Origin of the sequence: Streptomyces sp. NPDC048643 (assembly GCF_040650615.1) — a bacterium.
Taxonomy (GTDB): domain Bacteria; phylum Actinomycetota; class Actinomycetes; order Streptomycetales; family Streptomycetaceae; genus Streptomyces.
Genome location: NZ_JBEZHO010000002.1, coordinates 401,009 through 420,573 on the forward strand (window position 1 = coordinate 401,009; position 19,565 = coordinate 420,573).

The 19,565-nt window shown below is 69.5% G+C and carries 16 protein-coding genes, 1 rRNA gene and 1 riboswitch; of the genes, 4 read left to right on the forward strand and 13 right to left on the reverse strand.

The window, feature by feature from the left end:
- The first annotated feature begins 177 nt into the window (after window positions 1–177).
- The gene (locus AB0C62_RS03705; protein ID WP_362969441.1) at window positions 178–1,947 is read left to right on the forward strand and encodes a substrate-binding and VWA domain-containing protein; all 1,770 of its coding nucleotides are present in this window, start codon (window positions 178–180) and stop codon (window positions 1,945–1,947) included.
- 89 nt (window positions 1,948–2,036) lie between these two features.
- Here the strand turns inward: AB0C62_RS03705 and AB0C62_RS03710 are convergent, their stop codons facing one another.
- On the reverse strand, window positions 2,037–3,554 hold the full coding sequence (locus tag AB0C62_RS03710; protein ID WP_362969442.1) for a glutamate-cysteine ligase family protein: 1,518 nt from the start codon (window positions 3,552–3,554) through the stop codon (window positions 2,037–2,039).
- A 544-nt stretch (window positions 3,555–4,098) separates the two neighbouring features.
- Here AB0C62_RS03710 and AB0C62_RS03715 point away from each other — a divergent pair.
- Window positions 4,099–4,692: a hypothetical protein gene (locus AB0C62_RS03715; protein ID WP_358819203.1), complete on the forward strand. Its 594-nt coding sequence runs from the start codon at window positions 4,099–4,101 to the stop codon at window positions 4,690–4,692.
- Between the two features lie 377 nt (window positions 4,693–5,069).
- Entirely contained in the window at window positions 5,070–5,276 is a 207-nt protein-coding gene (locus AB0C62_RS03720) for a DUF5999 family protein (RefSeq protein WP_081223229.1), read from the forward strand.
- A gap of 134 nt (window positions 5,277–5,410) precedes the next feature.
- Here AB0C62_RS03720 and gcvP read toward each other — a convergent pair whose 3' ends face one another.
- Window positions 5,411–8,296: an aminomethyl-transferring glycine dehydrogenase gene (gene gcvP, locus AB0C62_RS03725; RefSeq protein ID WP_362969443.1), complete on the reverse strand. Its 2,886-nt coding sequence runs from the start codon at window positions 8,294–8,296 to the stop codon at window positions 5,411–5,413.
- Window positions 8,297–8,473: 177 nt separating this feature from the next.
- A riboswitch (glycine riboswitch) is annotated at window positions 8,474–8,569 on the reverse strand.
- 130 nt (window positions 8,570–8,699) lie between these two features.
- On the opposite strand from gcvP, the gene AB0C62_RS03730 reads away from it, so the two are divergent.
- Window positions 8,700–9,071, forward strand: a complete 372-nt coding sequence (locus tag AB0C62_RS03730) for a PRC-barrel domain-containing protein (protein WP_356167592.1) — start codon at window positions 8,700–8,702, stop codon at window positions 9,069–9,071.
- Here AB0C62_RS03730 and AB0C62_RS03735 read toward each other — a convergent pair.
- From AB0C62_RS03735 to rrf, 11 genes are all read right to left on the reverse strand, one after another.
- Window positions 8,993–10,579, reverse strand: coding sequence for a DNA polymerase IV (locus AB0C62_RS03735; RefSeq protein WP_362969444.1), 1,587 nt, complete (start codon window positions 10,577–10,579; stop codon window positions 8,993–8,995). The genes AB0C62_RS03730 and AB0C62_RS03735 overlap by 79 nt on opposite strands.
- Before the next feature lie 74 nt (window positions 10,580–10,653).
- Window positions 10,654–11,280, reverse strand: a complete 627-nt coding sequence (locus tag AB0C62_RS03740; RefSeq protein ID WP_362969473.1) for a MerR family transcriptional regulator — start codon at window positions 11,278–11,280, stop codon at window positions 10,654–10,656.
- A 265-nt stretch (window positions 11,281–11,545) separates the two neighbouring features.
- Window positions 11,546–12,019, reverse strand: coding sequence for a bifunctional nuclease family protein (locus AB0C62_RS03745; protein ID WP_006123076.1), 474 nt, complete (start codon window positions 12,017–12,019; stop codon window positions 11,546–11,548).
- 85 nt (window positions 12,020–12,104) lie between these two features.
- Window positions 12,105–12,857, reverse strand: a complete 753-nt coding sequence (locus AB0C62_RS03750; RefSeq protein WP_362969445.1) for a MerR family transcriptional regulator — start codon at window positions 12,855–12,857, stop codon at window positions 12,105–12,107.
- Between the two features lie 42 nt (window positions 12,858–12,899).
- Window positions 12,900–13,859: an FHA domain-containing protein gene (locus tag AB0C62_RS03755; RefSeq protein ID WP_362969446.1), complete on the reverse strand. Its 960-nt coding sequence runs from the start codon at window positions 13,857–13,859 to the stop codon at window positions 12,900–12,902.
- Window positions 13,860–13,919: 60 nt separating this feature from the next.
- The gene (locus tag AB0C62_RS03760; RefSeq protein ID WP_362969447.1) at window positions 13,920–14,759 is read right to left on the reverse strand and encodes a DUF881 domain-containing protein; all 840 of its coding nucleotides are present in this window, start codon (window positions 14,757–14,759) and stop codon (window positions 13,920–13,922) included.
- Window positions 14,760–14,764: 5 nt separating this feature from the next.
- Complete coding sequence (locus AB0C62_RS03765; protein WP_003988855.1) at window positions 14,765–15,097, reverse strand: small basic family protein; 333 nt, start codon at window positions 15,095–15,097, stop codon at window positions 14,765–14,767.
- Window positions 15,094–15,999, reverse strand: coding sequence for a DUF881 domain-containing protein (locus AB0C62_RS03770; RefSeq protein WP_362969448.1), 906 nt, complete (start codon window positions 15,997–15,999; stop codon window positions 15,094–15,096). Before AB0C62_RS03770 ends, AB0C62_RS03765 begins: the two co-directional genes overlap by 4 nt.
- A gap of 98 nt (window positions 16,000–16,097) precedes the next feature.
- Window positions 16,098–18,593 carry a mannose-1-phosphate guanyltransferase gene (locus AB0C62_RS03775; protein ID WP_362969449.1) on the reverse strand — a complete coding sequence of 832 codons (2,496 nt, stop codon included), beginning with the start codon at window positions 18,591–18,593 and terminating at the stop codon, window positions 16,098–16,100.
- A gap of 118 nt (window positions 18,594–18,711) precedes the next feature.
- Window positions 18,712–19,320, reverse strand: coding sequence for a CDP-alcohol phosphatidyltransferase family protein (locus tag AB0C62_RS03780; RefSeq protein WP_362969450.1), 609 nt, complete (start codon window positions 19,318–19,320; stop codon window positions 18,712–18,714).
- 161 nt (window positions 19,321–19,481) lie between these two features.
- Window positions 19,482–19,565: ribosomal RNA gene (gene rrf, locus AB0C62_RS03785) — 5S ribosomal RNA — on the reverse strand; the annotation flags it as partial.

Consider the following 19,565-nt stretch of genomic DNA (forward strand, 5'->3'; position numbering starts at 1 on the left):
AGTTGAGTAATCGCGCCTCATCCCCATCTTCGCCCCGCTAGGGTCTCGAAAGAAGTTACGAAGATCGTGCGCGACAGGCCGTTGGGGGACACGGGCGCCGTACGGGGTGTACTTCCCCCTTTGCCTGTTTTACGGCTGTCCCACGGCTCAGGCTCACCTCGGAGGGACACCACCGTCATGGGACGTCACAGCTTGCCCGACGAGCGCCGGGCGGGCACCGCCGACCCCCGGATCCGCGCGCGCCGCCGCACGGTGGCCGTCGCGACCGTGCTCGTCCTCAGCGTCGCCGGCGGCACGGCCGTCGCGGTCCGCGGCGGGCTCTTCTCCTTCGGCGGCTCCTGCGAGGACGACGCCGTGCACCTCACGGTGGCCGCGTCGCCGGACATCACGCCCGCCCTCGCGGCCACCGCGGCGTACGCACGCGAGAAGAACATCACCTCGGACGGCCGCTGCCTCGACATCCGGGTGACCGCTCGCGAGTCCTACAAGGTCACCGACACGCTCCAGACCGGCAAGCCGACCGATGTACAGGTGTGGGTGCCCGACTCGGGGCTGTGGGTGGAGCGTGTCTCCGGGTCCACCACCGCGACCCAGGTCACCGGTGCCGGCAATGTCGCCTCCACCCCGGTCGGCGTCGCCATGGTCCCGGCGTCCGCCAAGACGCTCGGCTGGCCGAAGAAGACCTACGCGTGGACCGAACTGGTCGGCGCGACGATGCAGGACGACAAGCTGAAGCTGGGCGCGGCCGACCCGACGCGCAGCGCGACGGGGCTGCTCGCCCTCACCCGGATCAGCGCGGCCGCGTCCCGCGTCAAGGGCGGTGACACCCAGGCCGCCGCCATGGCCAAGGCCCTCTCGCAGCGCACCTCGGACAGCGACACCCAGGTCCTCGACACCCTCCCCCGCGACGACTCCGGCACCGAACAGGGCAACCCGAAACGCAACCAGGCGCTGATCCTCTCCGAGCAGGCGGCGTTCGCGCACAACGCCTCGGACGAAGGCGGGCAGGACCTCGACCTGTTCTATCCGAAGGACGGCACGCCCCTGCTCGACTACCCCTACACCCTGGTCGACGAGGCCGGGCAGAGCACCGACGAGAGCCGCGCCGCCCTGCGGTTCATGACCCTGCTGGGCGAACCCGCGCCGCAGAAGATCCTGCGGAAGTACGGCTTCCGTACGGATGCGCAGAGCCCGTCCAGGTCGCTGGTCACCGCGGCCGGCGGCAGCTCGCCGCAGCCGTACACCCGGACCGCGACGGAACCCGAGTCGCCCACCGCGGTCAAGGAAGCCCTCGGCATGTGGACGATCACCGTGCAGAGCGCCCGGATCACCACGGTCGTCGACGCCTCCGCGTCCATGGGCGAACCGGTGACCGGGACCGATCAGTCCCGCATGGACGTCACGAAGTCGTCCCTGCTCCAGGCCCTCGCCACGTTCACCCCCGAGGACGAGATCGGGCTGTGGAAGTTCTCCACGAAGCTCGACGGCGACAAGGACTACCGCGTGCTCGTGCCCACCGCCCGGCTCGGCGACTCGAAGGGTGCCGGAACCCAGCGCGAGAAGCTGTCGTCGGCGTTCAGCTCCCTGAAGCCGGTCCCCGGCGGGGCGACCGGTCTCTACGACACCACGCTCGCCGCGTACAAGGCGGCCGTCGCGTCCTACGCGAAGGGCAAGTTCAACGCGCTGGTCCTGCTGACCGACGGCGCCAACGAGGACCCGGGCAGCATCTCCCGTTCCGATCTCGTCGCCGAGCTGCAGAAGCTGACCGACCCGGAGCACCCGGTGCCGCTGATCGCGATCGCGGTGGGCCCGGACGCCGACAAGCAGGAGGTCGACCAGATCGCCAAGGCGACCGGTGGATCGGGTCAGCAGGTCAACGACCCCGCGCAGATCCACGCGGTGATGCTGAAGGCGATCGTGGCGGCGGGCTCCGGCATCACGGGCTGACGCTCCGGGATCGCCGGTTGCCCCGACCGGGCGTTCCGGGCGGGGCCGGTGCCGCGGTCCGCCCGGGCCCGGCCGCCGCCCGCGTCGTCTCAGGCCAGCGGAGCCGGCTCCGGAAGCCCCACCGGCCAGGTGTGCACCGGGTCCCCGAGGTGCATGAGTTCGCCGTAGCGCCTGGTCGTCGCCGCAAGGGCGGCGTCCCGCCCGAGACCCTTCTCCAGCGCCCGGTGGAAGGTGGCGGCCTGCCAGGTCGCGCCGTTGGTGCGCAGTCGGCACCGGTCCTCGATCACGCCCAGGTACAGGTCCCGGTCGGCGGGTTCGATGCCCCACGCGTCCAGCCCGGCGGCGGCGAGCGGGAGCAGCTCGTCGCGGATCAGGTTCGCGGCGTCCACCTGGGTGGTCCCGCTGTGGCGTCCGCGCCGCGGCCACTCCAGTCGCGCCTCGATGCCGTGCTTGCAGGCCGCGTCGAAGTTGGCGGCGGCGGCCTCGAAGGGGAGCCGCGTCCACACGGGCCGGGACTCCTCGGCCAGCGCGCGCACCAGCCCGTAGTAGAAGGCGGCGTTGGCGACGACGTCGGTGACGGTGGGACCGGCGGGCAGCACCCGGTTCTCGACCCGCAGATGCGGAACGCCGTCGGCGATGTCGTAGACGGGCCGGTTCCACCGGTACACGGTGCCGTTGTGCAGCACGAGTTCGGCGAGCTTGGGCACGCCGCCGGCGTTCAGGACCTCGAGCGGGTCCTCGTCGTCGCAGATGGGCAGCAGCGGCGGGAAGAACCGCAGGTTCTCCTCGAAGAGGTCGTACGCCGAGGTGACCCAGCGTTCGCCGAACCACGTACGGGGCCGCACCCCCTGCTCCATCAGTTCGGGCGGGCGGGTGTCGGTGGACTGCTGGAAGAGCGGGGGCCGCGACTCCCGCCACAGCTCGTGCCCGAACAGGAAGGGCGAGTTGGCGCCGACGGCGACCTGCGGGGCGGCGACCACCTGCGCCGCGTTCCACACGTCGGCGAAGCGGCCCGGGGTGACCTGGAGGTGCAACTGCACGGAGGTGCAGGCGGCTTCGGGCGCGATGGATCCCGACCGGCAGACCAGGCGTTCCACCCCGTCGATGTCGAGCACGAAGTCCTCACCGCGCGCGGCGACGATCTGGTCGTTGAGCAGCGCGTACCGGTCGACGTCCGACAGGTTCGCGGAGACCAGGTCGTCCTGTGCGAGCGTCGGCAGGATGCCGATCATCACGATTCCCGCGTCGACCTCGCTCGCCTTTCGATGGGCGTACGCGAGGGACGTGCGCAACTCCTCGGCGAGCCGGTCGAATACGCGGCCGTCCAAGCGGTGTGGGGCTATGTTGACTTCCAGGTTGAACATGGCGAGTTCTGTCTGGAAATCCTTGCTCGCAATCCGCTCCAGTACTTCCGCATTCATCATGCGCGGCATGCCGTCGGGTCCCGCGAGATTCAATTCGATCTCCAGGCCCATCAGGTTCTTCGGACGGTCGAACCTCTTCTCCTCCAGCAACCTCTCCAGCACCGTCAGACACTGCCGGAGCTTGTCGCGGTGGCGCTGTCGGTCGCTCAGGTCGAACGGCCCTGCAACGACCTTCTCCCCCATCGCGATGTCCTTCCTCGACTGGGCAGGCCGACGATCCGGCGGCCTTGGCGTCCCGGGTACGGAGGATGATGCCCCGGCAACGCGATCCATAACGTCCCGCGCGCGCCCTTCGGCCGCTACGCTGGCATCCGATTCCTCGGGCACATTCACGAGGCATGCGGCAATAAGCAAGTTTACCGCCGGCGTGATCTCGTGAAAAACGCCGACGAGTATCGGCCGACCGCTCCGGCGAAATACTCCGAGGTCACCGCGGTGCGGCCGCACGGAACCGGGATGAACCGCGCGTTTTCGCGACCGAATAGTGCCTTGTTCTTCATATTCGGGACGACTAGCCGAAACACTCTATGAACACGTGTCGTATAAACTCCGCTACCGAGGCAGAGAGTTTGCGCTCGCGGTCCTAGGTCCTGTCGTCACGGTGACGGCGACAGGCGGCATTCCTGTCGGCGGATCCAGAACCCACGCCCCTCTGACCCGAGAGCTGACAGCGCCGTCCGCCCCCTCCCTCGCGCCACTGTGCCTGTCGAACGAGAGGCGACCCACCATGCCGCTGCACGTACCTCCGGCTCCCGCGCCCGCCCTGCGCACCGTCCTCACGGCACTCGGTTCCCCCACCGCCGTCCGCGAAGCCCGTACCCCCTCCCTGCGCCTGGCGCAGGGCCCGATCACGCCCGAACTCCCGCTGCCGGTCCACGTCCTGGACCGCATCACGCCGGCGGGCGCGTCGGCCACCCGGCTCGCCGGATGGCGGTTCCTGCTCCGCAGCGGGGATCGCGCGGTGGCCGCGGCCGACACCATGCTCACGCCGGACGGCTGGGCCTTCTCGCGTTTCTTCGAGGGGCCCTACATCGCCGCCACGGAACACGCCCTGGGGCAGGCCGAGGCCATGCACCAGCCCTACCAGGCACGCCTGTTGTCCGTGCCCGAGCTGTACATGCTCACTCTCTGGCTGCACGGCGACATCACGGCCGACGGCGCCGACGGCCATCCGGCCGCCACCGACCTCCTCGTCCCGCTGGCCCCCGCCCCGCCCGGCATCGCCGCGCACCGTCCGCACCGCGTCGCCGAACTCCTCCCGGTGCTCACCCACCGGGTCACCCCCGTCACTCCCGGTCCGCTGCTCGGCTCACCCGCCTGACCCGACGACCACCGTGCCCCGCGGCCGACGTCCGGCCGCGGGGCGCAGCGCTGTCACGACCCCGGACCACCGGCCCGCTCATCGGGGCTCCACAACGCTCGTACGAGGGAGAACGCCCTGCGGACCCGACCGGACTAGCCCTATTCGGTCACCTCGAACCACCCGAAGAGGTACTGCAGTTGGGATGAACCGTCCGCACGGGTGATGCGTCATCAACCTGTGAGAAGCGGTGCCGTCAAATCCCTGCGGATCGACGCCCGTAGGGCAACACTGGGTTCCAGACCACACATCAACGGGGGGCGGCCATGAGTACTTCGAGCCGCGGGACAGACACCACATCCATCACTGACCTCTCGACCCAGCGAAAGATCCCATCCATGTGCCAGCACCAGCCACCGTGCCCGTCAGCCGCGTCCGCCGACCGGGAGTCCGCCCGTCTCGTGGCGCATCACCCGGAACAGGGATGGAGCCTGCTGTGCAACGGCGTTCTCCTCTTCGAGGACACCGGTGAGCTCCTGCCGGACGGCCGGATCATCGCCCCGCACCGCCCGCTGGGCGGCGCCGCGGTGATGACCGCGGCCTGACCCGCACACCCGGGCGGCCCTGACGGGCGGCCCAGACACACAAGGGGCCGGCCCGGAGACGTACTCTCCGAACCGGCCCCGACGCATGTCCACGGGTGGTCACTCCCCGTAGCCGCTCGCGTCCTGTGTGCCGATCAGTCCTCGTAGGCGTCCAGCGGCGGGCAGGAGCAGACGAGGTTGCGGTCGCCGTAGGCCTGGTCGATCCGGCGGACCGGCGGCCAGTACTTGTCGGCTGCCGAGACACCGGCCGGGAACACGGCCTCCTCGCGGCTGTACGCGTGCTCCCAGTCACCGCCGAGCGCGGCGGCCGTGTGCGGCGCCCCCCGCAGCGGGTTGTCGTCGACGGCCCACTCGCCGGAGCCGACCTTCTCGATCTCCGCGCGGATCGCGATCATCGCGTCGCAGAACCGGTCGAGCTCGCCCAGGTCCTCGGACTCGGTCGGCTCGATCATCAGGGTGCCCGCCACCGGGAACGACATCGTCGGCGCGTGGAAGCCGTAGTCGATCAGGCGCTTGGCGATGTCGTCCACACTGACGCCGGTCGCCTTGGTCAGCGGGCGCAGGTCGATGATGCACTCGTGCGCGACCAGACCGCCGGGGCCGGTGTACAGCACCGGGTAGTGCGGCTCCAGGCGCTTGGCCACGTAGTTCGCGGACAGCACGGCCACCTGCGTGGCGCGCTTGAGACCCTCGCCGCCCATCAGCCGGACGTACGACCAGGAGATGGGCAGGATGCCCGCGGAGCCCCAGGGCGCGGCGGAGATCGGACCGACGCCCGTCTCGGGGCCGGCCTCGGGCTGCAGCGGGTGGTTCGGCAGGTACGGCGCCAGGTGTGCGCGCACGCCGACCGGGCCGACGCCGGGACCGCCGCCGCCGTGCGGGATGCAGAACGTCTTGTGCAGGTTGAGGTGCGAGACGTCGCCGCCGAAGTGGCCCGGCTTGGCGAGACCCACCAGGGCGTTCAGGTTGGCGCCGTCGACGTAGACCTGGCCGCCGGCCTCGTGCACCTGGGCGCAGATGTCGGCGACGTGCTCCTCGAACACACCGTGCGTCGAGGGGTAGGTGATCATCAGCACCGACAGCTCGTCGCGGTACTGCTCGATCTTGGCGCGCAGGTCCTCGACGTCGATCTCGCCGTCGTCGGCCGTCTTCACGACGACGACCTTCATTCCGGCCATCACGGCGCTCGCGGCGTTGGTGCCGTGGGCGGAGGACGGGATGAGACAGATGGTGCGCTGGTCGTCGCCGTTGGCGCGGTGGTAGCCGCGGACGGCCAGCAGACCGGCCAGCTCGCCCTGCGAACCGGCGTTGGGCTGCAGCGACACCTTGTCGTAGCCGGTGACCTCGGCGAGCTGGTCCTCCAGTTCGTGGATGAGCGTGAGGTAGCCCTGGGCCTGCTCGGCGGGCGCGAAGGGGTGCATCTGCCCGAACTCGGGCCAGGTGACCGGCTCCATCTCCGTGGTCGCGTTGAGCTTCATCGTGCAGGAGCCCAGCGGGATCATGCCGCGGTCGAGCGCGTAGTCGCGGTCGGAGAGCCTGCGCAGGTAGCGCAGCATCGCGGTCTCGGAGCGGTGCTGGTGGAACACGGGGTGCGTGAGGTAGTCGTCGGTGCGCAGCAGCGCGGCCGGCAGTGTGTCCTGCGCGCTCGCGTCCAGCGCCTCGACATCGCCCTCGACGCCGAACGCGGTCCACACGGCGGCGAGCTGCGCGCGCGTGGTCGTCTCGTCGCAGGAGATCGACACATGGTCGGCGTCCGCCCCGTGGACGTTGACGCCGAGGTCGCGGGCGCGCTCCACGACGGCGGCGGCGCGGCCCGGGACCCGCACGGTGAGCGTGTCGAAGTACGCGCCGTGCACGACCTCGACTCCGCCGGCGGTGAGCCCGGCGGCCAGAACCGTGGCGTAACGGTGCGTGCGCCGCGCGATGGTCCGCAGCCCGTCGGGGCCGTGATACACGGCGTACATGCCGGCCATCACGGCGAGGAGCACCTGCGCCGTGCAGATGTTGCTCGTCGCCTTCTCGCGACGGATGTGCTGCTCACGCGTCTGGAGGGCGAGGCGGTACGCCTTGTGCCCGTCGGCGTCCACGGACACACCGACCAGGCGGCCGGGGAGGCTGCGGGCGAACTTCTCGCGCACCGCCATGTAGCCGGCGTGCGGTCCGCCGAAGCCCATCGGGACGCCGAAGCGCTGCGTCGTGCCGACGGCGATGTCCGCGTCGAGCTCGCCGGGCGAGGTGAGCAGCGTGAGGGCGAGCAGGTCGGCGGCGACGGTGACGACCGCACCCAGCTCGTGCGCCTGTTCGATCAGCGGCTTGATGTCACGTACGGCACCGGAGGCGCCCGGGTACTGGACCAGCACGCCGTTGATCTCGCGCCCGGCCAGGTCGGCCGGGATGCCCTCGGCGAGGTCGGCGACGACGACCTCGACACCGGTCGGCTCGGCACGCGTCTCGATGACCGCGATCGTCTGCGGCAGCGCGTCCGCGTCGACCAGGAAGAGGCCCTTCTTGTTCTTGCCCATGCGGCGGGACAGCGCCATCGCCTCGGCGGCGGCGGTGCCCTCGTCGAGCAGGGAGGCGCCCGAGGTCGGCAGACCGGTCAGCTCGGCGACGACGGTCTGGAAGTTCAGCAGGGCCTCGAGCCGGCCCTGCGAGATCTCCGGCTGGTACGGCGTGTACGCCGTGTACCAGGCCGGGTTCTCCATGACGTTGCGCAGGATCACCGGCGGCGTGAACGTGCCGTAGTAACCGAGGCCGATCATCGAACCGAGCACCTGGTTGCGGTCCGCGAGGGACCGCAGCTCGGCGAGCACCTCGGACTCGGTGCGCGCGGCCGGCAGCCTCAGGGCCTCGGCGTTCTTGATCACGTCCGGCACCGCGGCGGCCGTCAGCTCGTCGAGCGAGCCGTATCCGACCTGCGCGAGCATCTTGGCCCGGGCTTCGGAGTCGGGCCCGATGTGGCGCTGCTCGAAGGGGATTCCCTGTTCGAGCTCGGAGAGCGGAATGCGAGGGGCGGTCATTGCGGAGGCCTCCTGGTCTGACGCGACCTTCGGGGGGTACCCCGGCACGGGTACCCCGACGGCCTCCCCCTCTGTCATCTCAACCTGAGAGCTTCACCGGTCCGTCCACTGACGTCCCGGCTTTCACCGTCGGTGAGGGCGGAGGCCAACGACACCCGCCCTGCTTTCCAGAGTGACCTCGTCCGTGCGGTACGTGAGCCTGAGAGATTCCGGGGAGGATTTGCTCCTTCGGCGCCTCCGGTGAAGTCTGGAGGACTCTCCCGCACGGGATCGGCAGCCGTTGGCCAGCCTACCAGCGGGGACAAGACACCTGCCTTCGAGTGGCCGCCCGCCCGAAAGTGCTCTTTTGTAGTGCTTACGGATGTACTGCTTACGGATGAGTTTGCGACCACGTGGAGGGACCGTGCAGACCGACATCGATCCGCGCAACCTGATCGGCCGCAAGGCGTTCGACCGCAAGGGCACCAAGATCGGCACCATCGACGAGGTCTACCTCGACGACGCGACCGGGGTACCGGAATGGGCGGCCATACGCACCGGCCTGTTCAGCAGGGACGCGTTCGTCCCCCTGGAACCCAGTGAGGTCGTCGAGGGGACCCTGCGCATCCCCTTCGACCGGGCCCTGATCAAGGACGCCCCCGACTTCGGCGTCGGCCGGCACCTCTCCCCCGAGCAGGAGCTGCAGCTCTACCACCACTACGGACTCGACGTGGCGTCCCCTGCGCCGCCGCCGGACCGTGACTTCGGCCGGCTCGCGGGATCCGAGGACACCTGATCCGCGGAGTCCGAGGACACCTGGCCCCCTGGGCTCGAGACCGCCCGGCCCGTCGGGTCCGACCCCGGTGCCCCGGCTCCTGACGCCTCCGGCTCCACGTCCGCCGGCGTCCGCCCGGGCTCCTCGGGTCTCGGCTCCACCAGGGGGAGCGGATCCGCCGGCTCCAGCCGTGGATCGTCCGTCCGGAAGGTCCGCACCCGACCCGGCTCCGAGTACGGCGTCTCGAACCGCACCGTGACCCGCCCCAGCCCGCTCCCCTGCACCCATCCGTGCCCGAACTCGTCATGCCGGACGTCGTGCCCCGCGGACCACCGCCGCTCCGCGGGCGGTTCCTTCGCTCCCGCGGGCCCGGTGTCCGGCTCCGCCCGGACATCCTCCTCCGCCGACGGCTCGGCCGCGGCCACCGCCTCGGCGCGCGCCTCCGCCTGAGCCTGCGCCTGTGCCTGCGCGAACAGATCCTCCTGTGTGTAGTCCGCGAGCCCGGAGACACCGACCCCGAGCAACCGCACGCCCCCGGTCGTGTCCACTCCCTCCAGGAGCCGCGCGGCGGCCTCCTGGACGACCCCGGGGTCGTCCGTGGGCCCCCGCAGCGTCTCGGAGCGGGTCAGCGTGGAGAAGTCGTACCGGCGCACCTTCAGCACGATCGTCCGCCCCGACAGCCCCGCCCCGCGCAGCCGCCGCACACAGCGGTCCGCGAGCCGCTGCACCTCCAGACCGACCCGGACCCGGTCGTGGATGTCCACGTCGTACGTGTCCTCGACCGACACCGACTTGGTCTCCCGATCGGACACCACGGGCCGGTCGTCGTGTGCGAGCGCCATCGCGAACAGCGCGTGCCCGTGGGCCTTCCCCAGCAGCCGTACGAGTTCGTCCTCGCCCGCCTCGGCGATCTCCTCGACCGTGGTGATCCCGGCCCGGCGCAGATGGTCCCCGGTCGCCGGCCCGACCCCCGGCAGGATCCGCACGGACATCGGCCCCAGCAGCTCGCGCTCGGTGCCCGGATCGATCAGCACGAGACCGTCGGGCTTCGCCTGCTCCGAGGCGATCTTCGCGAGCATCTTGGAGGCGGCGAGCCCCACCGATCCCGTGAGCCCCGTGACAGCTCTGATGTCCGCGCGCAGCTTGACCCCCGCCAGCCGCGCCGAGCGCTCGTCCCAGGCCGCTCCGCCCGCCTCCAGGTCCACGAACGCCTCGTCCAGGCTCAGCGGCTCCACGAGCGGCGACAGAGCCCGCAGCAGGCCCATCACCTGCTCGCTGACCTCCTTGTAGAGCGAGAAGCGCGGCACCAGATACGCGGCGTTCGGCGCCCGGCGGCGCGCCTGGGCCATCGGCATCGCGGAATTCACCCCGAAGACCCGGGCCTCGTACGAGGCGGTGGAGACGACTCCACGCGGCCCGAGCCCGCCCACGACGACGGCCTTCCCGCGCAGGCTCGGCTTGGACGCCTGCTCCGCCGAGGCGAAGAAGGCATCCATGTCGAGATGCAGGATCGTGGGCGCGGTTCTCACATGTCCGATGCTGCCCTACGCCACTGACAATGCCCCGGCAACGCCGGGGCATCACGTCATCGGAAGCGCCCCGGTCACACAGCCCGGTTGCGCCTGCGGGCCAGCTCGTCCGCGGGATTGTGGGCGACCAGCGTCTCCCCGGTGTCCACCCGCTCTCCGTGGAGCTGGGACAGGGCGCTCTCGACGTCCCGCCACACCACGCCCACGGCGATGCCGAAGACGCCCTGGCCGCCCTGAAGGAGGGCGTGGACCTCGTCGGGAGAGGTGCACTCGTAGACCGTCGCGCCGTCGCTCATCAGCGTCATGCGCTCCAGATCCTGGAAACCGCGCTCTCTCAGGTGCTGGACCGTGGTGCGGATGTTCTGCAGCGACACCCCGGTGTCCAGGAATCGCTTCACGATCTTCAGAACCACCACGTCACGGAAGCTGTAGAGCCGCTGCGTCCCCGACCCGTAGGCCGGACGCACGCTGGGCTCGACCAGACCGGTCCGCGCCCAGTAGTCCAGCTGCCGGTAGGTGATGCCCGCGGCGGCACACGCCGTGGGTCCCCGGTAGCCGACCTCCTCGGGAACAGCTCCTCCCTCGTCGGACACTGCCGCCGGCCGCCGCGGAACGTGATCGGCCGCGCTGCCATGGTGGGGGAGCCCCCTGCTCGAGTCGAGCCGAGAGCTTGGGGGAGGGTACGGGCCGCTCTCCCCCAGACCGTGTCCGGGAGCACCCCCAGCCGTACCGTCGCCGCTGCTTCTCACGCCGACCTCCGTCCTTGACCTGCCTTCTCGACGGTAGGCAGTCACCGGGGGCGCGTCAACGATCGCCACACTCGGCACGCCGAGTGATAATCACCCAAGGAGTGGTTTGCCGTGTCCTACCGCGGGGAAAGGCTAGCCGAATGCGCTCGGTGAGGGCCGCGGCACACCACAGTGGCCACGGGCAAATGCCGCCGAATCGTCTGCCGCGGCGCCGACCTCACTGACTGTTGGTGCCGAAGTCCTCGGGCGAGATCTGGTCGAGGAACTCGCGGAACTTCTCCACCTCGTCCTCCTGCTCGTCCGGGATCGCGATACCCGCGTCGTCCAGCACCCCGTCACTGCCGTAGATCGGCGTTCCGGTGCGCAGGGCGAGCGCTATGGCGTCCGAGGGACGGGCGCTGACCTCGACCCCGCTCGCGAAGACGAGCTCGGCGTAGAACACACCCTCACGGAGGTCCGTGATCCGTACTTCGGTGAGCTCCTGGCCGACAGCCTCCAGCACGTCCTTGAACAGGTCGTGGGTCAGCGGTCGTGCGGGGGCCATGCCCTGCTGGGCGAAGGCGATCGCCGTCGCCTCCCCCGGTCCGATCCAGATGGGGAGGTAGCGGTCGCCTCCCACTTCACGCAGAAGCACGATCGGTTGGTTGGAGGGCATTTCCACCCGGACACCTACGACATCGAGCTCGTTCACACAGCAACCCTAGGCCGTGCTCGGGACGTTTGGGTAGTCGGGCACAGAACGGGTGGCCGATCCACCGGCGGCGCCGGTCCCCCGATCAGGGAAGTCGCACGCCCAGCGCGGTCTGCACCAGGGCCGCGTGGAGCTTCACGGTGAGCCCCGCCAGCTCCTTCGCACGGGCCTCCGCGTGCGCCCGCGTCTGGGGGTTGCGGTGGCGCCGCAGCGGGGCCACCACCTGGTCCACGAGACCGGCGTCGCGCTCCGCCGCCGCCTTCATCGCCCTGAGGTGGCGCGGTTCGATCCCGAACCGGCCCAGCTCGACGACGAGCGCGGCGACGGTCACCGCCTCCGCGTCGTACACGCCGTCCGGCAGGGGGCCGATCAGGCCGTACGACTCCCACTCCTCGAGTTCCTGCTCACCGATCTCCGCGGCGGCCAGCAGCTCCGCACGGCCCACCCGCGCCGCTGTCGGCCCCTCGATCTCTCCGTAAAGCCCTCCGAGGGGCTCTCCGTCACCGGAGTCGCGCTGGCGGCCCACCGCGGGCAGACGCACCTGCTCACCGCGCTCCAGGGCGTCCAGGTGCTCGCGGATCACCTTGAGCGGGAGGTAGTGGTCGCGCTGCATCCTCAGGACGTGACCGAGGCGCTCGACGTCGTTCGCGCTGAACTTGCGATACCCGGAAGGGGTCCGCCGCGGCTCGACGAGCCCCTCCGACTCCAGAAATCTGATCTTGGAGATGGTTACTTCGGGAAACTCGTCGCGCAGCTGGCTCAGCACCGCGCCGATGCTCATCAGACCACTGTCCGCGGCGGTGCCGCTGCCGGCACCGCCGCTCGGTGTTTGAAGCATGGACATTCCCTCGGTGTCCCCCCGGACGGAGTTGGGGGAGGGTCAGACGCCCAGCTGGCTCGCGTAGAACACCAGCCGGTACTTGCCGATCTGCACCTCGTCACCGTTCGACAGGGCGACCTGGTCGATCCGCTCCCGGTTGACGTACGTCCCGTTCAGGCTGCCGACGTCGGCGACGGTGAACGAACCGTCCGCCACGCGACGGAACTCCACATGGCGGCGCGACACGGTCACGTCGTCCAGGAAGATGTCGCTCTGCGGATGACGCCCGGCCGTGGTCAGGTCACTGTCCAGCAGGAAGCGGCTGCCCGAGTTCGGGCCGCGGCGCACCACGAGGAGCGCCGAGCCGAGCGGCAGCGCGTCGACCGCCGCCTGGGCCTCCGGGGAGAGCATCGGCGAGGGCGTCTGGCCCGTCACCTCGGCGTCGTAGGCCTCGATCCCGGAGATGGAGATCGTGGACGTCGTCTCGGAGGGGCGCTCCGCGCCGCCTCGCAGCGGGGCACCACAGTTGGAGCAGAACCGGCTGTTCTCCGCGTTCCGGTTCCCGCACCTCGTACACACCAGGGCCGACATGGACGGATCCTCCTGCCGCGGCTGCCCACCAGGGGCTTGGGACGCATACGGATCGGAGGCGAACCCTCCACCCGAGCTTGAGGCTGACGGTTCCCCGAAACCTATGCGGCCGGACTGGGCAGGGTCAACAGACGGCGCGCCGGGACCACCGGCACCGCCGACCTGGTCACGGAACAGCGGGCGGTCGCCGCTCTGGGCCTCCGCCGCGTCTCCCTGGCGCGGTGCACGGTGGCGAGCGGTCGCGTTGTCACCGCTGCCCTCTCGCGTGCTCTTGCCGAACAACTTCGCAAACAACTTCACGGGCGATTCCCCTTGACCGAAACAGACCCGCCCGTGGGGCAGGACGAACACTGATTGAACACACCGGTCGACCCGGACATCCTCACAACGTCCGTATCCACCAGACAGTTTCCACCACGCACCACCCATTCGGTGCGCCGACCCCCCGCAACCTCATGCCCTCGCCCGGCGGACCTCATGCGACCCACCTCACGGGGAGGACGACCGAGCGTAGTCAGGCCGCTCCGCCGGTCGCAAGGCATCCACGACGATCTTCGTCGAACGCTCCACCGTGACGGTGGCCTGCTCCTTCTCGAGCGTCTGGACCACACCCCCCGGAATGTTCAGCGCCGGCTCCAGATCCTGAGGCTTGCCGATGACCTTGAAACGATACGGCTGGGTGATCTTGTTCCCGTCGACCTTCACTCCGCTCCCGGAGTCGGCCAGATAGGTACCGGCGACCACGCGCACTCCGTTCACCTGGATCGCCTCCGCGCCCGCGGCGCGCAGCTCCTGGATCGCGTCGAGCAGCATGTCCGCCTTGACCGTCCCCTTCGTGTCGTCGATCGTCAGCGTGATGCCGGGGCCCTGGGCGGCCACGGTGCCCGCGAGGATGCCGAGTTGCTTCTCCTTCTCGACCGTCTGCTTGCGGGCCTCCTCGGCCTGGTCCGAACTGTTCTCCAGTTCGGTGCGCTGGTCCTCGAGGCCCTGCTTCTCGTCTTGAAGACGCTGAGTGCGGTTGTCGAGTTCATCGAGGATGCGTACGAGATCCTCCTGGCGGGCTCCGCGCAGGGCGCTGTCCCCGTCGCTGTTGGAGGCCACCTGGACGGCCAGGCCGAACCCGAGGCCGAACAGCAGCACGGCGACGATGAGTTGGGCGCGCGAGACGCGCGGCGGCCACAAGCCGCTGACCAGCCGCTGCCGACCGGCGGACGACGGACGCGCGACCGGCTCGGGTTGTGCGGGACCGGGGCCCTCCGCGGCGGCGGGGACCTCTTCCGGCAGCTCTCTGCGCAGCGGGTTCTCGGGGGTCTCGTCTTCGTTGCTCATCGGTCTCACGCCCGGAACACGTGCCGGCGGATGGCGGCGGCGTTGGAGAAGATACGGATGCCGAGGACGACGACGACACCCGTGGAGAGCTGGGCGCCCACGCCCAACTTGTCGCCCAGGAAGACGATCAGTGCGGCGACGACCACGTTCGAGAGGAACGAGACCACGAAGACCTTGTCGTCGAAGATGCCGTCGAGCATCGCGCGCAGGCCGCCGAACACGGCGTCGAGCGCCGCGACGACGGCGATCGGAAGGTACGGCTCGACAACCGCCGGAACCTCGGGCCGGACCAACAATCCAGCCACGACGCCCACGACGAGGCCCAGTACGGCGATCACGATGTGCCCTTCTCTGTGCTCGGCTCTGCTGTACGTACGATCACACTCGGTGCCGCGGACAACCGGACGTCGTCCTCGGCGGAAATGCTGGTCCGGATGCCGTAGTTCTCCTGCAGGGCATGCAGGTACAACCCGTCGGCGCTGTCCTGGAACCTGGTGCTGAGTCGCTGGCCGTCCCCCACCGCGAGCACCGTGTACGGCGGCACCAGCGGCTTGTTGTCGACCAGTATCGCGTCACCGGCGGCCCGGATGGCCGACAGTGCGGTCAGCCGCTGCCCGTTGACGGAGACGGCCTCGGCGCCCGACTCCCAGAGCCCGTTGACCACGCGCTGCATGTCACGGTCCCGCACTCGCCCGGTGTCGGAGAACCCCGACGTCTCCCGCGGGTTGGTGCCGTCGCCGCCGGTGCTGGCTTCCTTGGCGTCGTTCACGACGAGCTTCACGCCCGGGCCGTGCACGTCGGTGGCGCCCGACAGGATGCTCACCAGGTCGGCCTGCTCGCCGCCGGTCTTCTTCAGCGCCTCACGCTGGCGCGCGCTCACGTCGGAACGCAGCGTGTCGACGTTCTTCTCCAGCTTGTCCGCGTTCGAGGACTCACGCTCGATGCGGTCGATGAGTTCCTGGCGCTCCTTGGCGACGACCGGGGCCGCTATCCGCGCGTTCGCGGCCCCCACGGTGACCACCAGCGCGGCGAGCACCAGGCCCGCCGCGAGTCCGAGCTTCGCCCGCAGCGTCTTCGGGAGACCACCGTCGCCCTCGGCCTGCTTGCGGGCGGCCGCCTCGGCGTAGCCGTCGTCGAGGCTGTGATCCATGACATTGGTGAGCAGCGACATGGAGGCGTCCGGGCGCGAGGGGCGCGGAGCGCTGCTCCGAACGGGGGGCTGCTGCGGCATGCCGCACATCGTCGCACGTCGCGGGTGCTACCTCCGAATGGCCCCACCGGCGTGCCGGACAGGCCCCCTTGGGGGCACTTGTCCGACACGCACGGGTGAAGGATGTTTCAGCGGCCGGCGCTGTCCACCACGGCCGCCCACTCGTCGAGCAGAGCCTCGGCGGAGGCGTCGTCCGGGCCCTCGGCCCACAGGTGCGTGACCGCCTCGGCGGGGTCGGGCAACACCATGACCCAGCGTCCGTCGGCCTCGACGACCCGTACGCCGTCCGTCGTGTCCACGGAGCGGTCTCCCGCCTCCTCCACGACACGGCGCATGACCAGACCCTTGACGGCCCACGGTGTCGCGAGGTCCCGCTTGAGGACGTGCGCCCGCGGAATCCGCGCGTCGATCTGGCTGAGCGTGAGCTGCGTCCGCGCCACGAGACCGATGAGCCGTACGAACGCGGCCGCACCGTCGAAGACGCCGCTGAACTCGGGAATGATGAACCCGCCACGGCCGTCGCCACCGAAGATCGTGGCTTCCTCACGGCCGACCCGGGTCAGGTCGTCGGGAGACGTCGTCGTCCACTCCACCTGTGTGCCGTGGTACGCCGCCACCTGCTCGGCGATCCGCGTGGTGGTCACCGGCAGCGCGACTCGGCCGCTACGACGCTCCGCGGCCACCAGGTCGAGCATGACGAGCAGGGCACGGTCGTCCTCGACGATGCGCCCCTTCTCGTCGACGAGCGAGAGCCGCTCACCGACCGGGTCGAAACGGATGCCGAACGCGGCCCGCGCCGACGCGACGATCTCGCCGAGCCGCACCAGACCGGCCCGCCGCGACTCCGCCGTCTCCGTCGGCCTGGACTCGTCCAGGCCGGGGTTGATGGTGAGCGAGTCGACACCGAGCTTGCCCAACAGGCTCGGCAGGACAAGTCCCGCACTGCCGTTGGAGGCGTCCACGACCACCTTGAGACCGGACTCCCTGATACCGGTGGTGTCGACGTTGCGCAGCAGCGATCCGGTGTACGAGTCGAAGACGCTCGCCGGGAAGTGCAGGTCCCCGATCTCGCCCGGGAACGCCCGCCGGTACTCCTGGCGGGAGAACACCCGGTCCAGCTTCCGCTGGCCGGCCTGGGAGAGGTCGGCGCCCTGCTCGTCGAAGAACATGATGTCGACGGAGTCGGGCACTCCGGGCGTCGTCCGGATCATGATTCCGCCGGCACTGCCCCGGGCCGTCTGCTGCCGTGCCACCGGCAGCGGTACGTTCTCCAAGTCGCGTACGTCGATGGCGCTGGCCTGGAGCGCGGAGATGACCGCCCGCTTCAGGGCGCGGGCACCTCTGGAGTGGTCGCGGGCCGTGGTGACCGTGGACCCCTTCTTCAGCGTCGTCGCATAGGCGCCGGCGAGCCGCACGGCGAGCTCAGGCGTGATCTCGACGTTGAGGATGCCGGAGACACCGCGGGCGCCGAACAGGTTCGCCTGGCTGCGGGACTCCCAGATCACCGAGGTGTTGACGAACGCGCCGGCCTCGATGGTCTTGAACGGGTAGACCCGCACGTTGCCCTGGATGATCGACTCTTCACCGACGAGGCACTCGTCACCGATCACCGCGCCGTCCTCGATCCGGGCGGCCCGCATGATGTCGGTGTTCTTGCCGATCACGCAGCCGCGCAGATTGCTCTGCTGCCCGATGTACACGTTGTCGTGCACGACGGCACGGTGCACGAAGGCGCCGCTCTTGACGACGACGTTGGAGCCGATCACCGTGTGCTCGCGGATCTCGGCGTTCGCCTCGACCTTGGCGTAGTCACCGATGTACAGCGGTCCCCGGAGCTCGGCGTCGGGGTGCACGTCCGCACCCTCGGCCACCCAGACGCCCGGCGATATCTCGAATCCGTCGATCTCGACGTCGACCTTGCCTTCGAGGACGTCGGCCTGCGCCTTCACATAGCTCTCGTGGGTGCCCACGTCCTCCCAGTAGCCCTCGGCGACATAGCCGTAGATCGGCTTGCCTTCCTTCATCAGCTGAGGGAAGACGTCGCCGGACCAGTCGACGGAGACGTCGGCCTCGACGTAGTCGAAGACTTCGGGCTCCATGACGTAGATGCCCGTGTTGACCGTGTCCGAGAAGACCTGGCCCCAGGTCGGCTTCTCCAGGAAGCGCTCGACCTTGCCTTCCTCGTCCACGATGGTGATGCCGAATTCCAACGGATTGGGAACGCGCGTCAGACAGACGGTGACGAGCGCGCCCTTTTCCTTGTGGAAGGCGATGAGTTCGGTGAGGTCGAAGTCGGTGAGGGCATCACCGGAAATGACGAGGAAGGCGTCGTCCTTCAACGCCTCTTCGGCGTTCTTGACGCTCCCGGCAGTACCGAGTGGCTTCTCCTCATTGGCATAGGTCAGCTCCATGCCGAGCTCTTCACCGTCACCGAAGTAGTTCTTGACCAGGGAGGCCAGGAACTGCACGGTGACGACGGTCTCGTTGAGCCCATGCCTTTTGAGCAGCCTGAGCACGTGCTCCATGATCGGGCGGTTCACCACGGGCAGGAGCGGCTTGGGCATGCTTGAGGTCATAGGGCGAAGGCGTGTGCCTTCGCCGCCGGCCATCACGACGGCCTTCATGTCGGAAGCGTCCTCCTCTAAGAGACGACGGTACAGCCGACTTCACCCGTCCTGATTGTCCCGCAGTTCTCGAGCGGGGGCCATCGGGGCACTGCAGCAGGCGCCCAATCGGGCGAGCTCAATCGGTCTTCGCGTCCGCTCGGACCAACCGGCGGACCTGCACCACGTAGAGGACTCCTGCCCACCAATAGAGGGTTGTACCCCATCCGGCGAACGCCCATCCGAAAATAGCGCCGACTGACGCGATCCAACCGCTGGCGTCACTGAGCAGCAACAACGGGAAGGCGTACATCAAGTTGAAGGTGGCGGCCTTGCCGAGGAAGTTCACCTGCGGCGGCGGATAGCCGTGTCGTCGGAGGATCCCGACCATGACGAGCAGGACGAGCTCTCGGGCCAGCAGCGCGGCCGTCAGCCAGAGCGGGAGAATCTCGCGCCAGGTGAGACCGACGAGCGTCGACAGGATGTACAGCCGGTCGGCCGCGGGGTCCAACAGCCGGCCGAGGCTGCTGATCTGGTTCCAGCGCCGGGCGAGCTTTCCGTCCAGGTAGTCGCTGATACCGCTGAGCATGAGGACGAGCAGGGCCCAGCCGTCGCTCTTGGGGCCACCGAACTCCGGCCTGAGGATCAACCACAGGAAGATGGGGACGCCGACGAGACGCGCCATGCTGAGGATGTTCGGGATGGTGAGGACCCGGTCCGTCTGGACGCGGGTCTCCTGGACCTCCACCCGGGGGCCTCCTGTGGGAAACGAGCCAACGATGCCCCTTGACCTTACCCGCAGGCTCCTCGCACCAGCGCAGAGGGGTCGCGGCGTCAGCGGAAACTCCGGAAAACAAAAAAGCTCCGGCTCTCAGGATCGAAATCCTGAGAGCCGGAGCTCTAATATTAGTTCGGCGGCGTCCTACTCTCCCACAGGGTCCCCCCTGCAGTACCATCGGCGCTGTGAGGCTTAGCTTCCGGGTTCGGAATGTA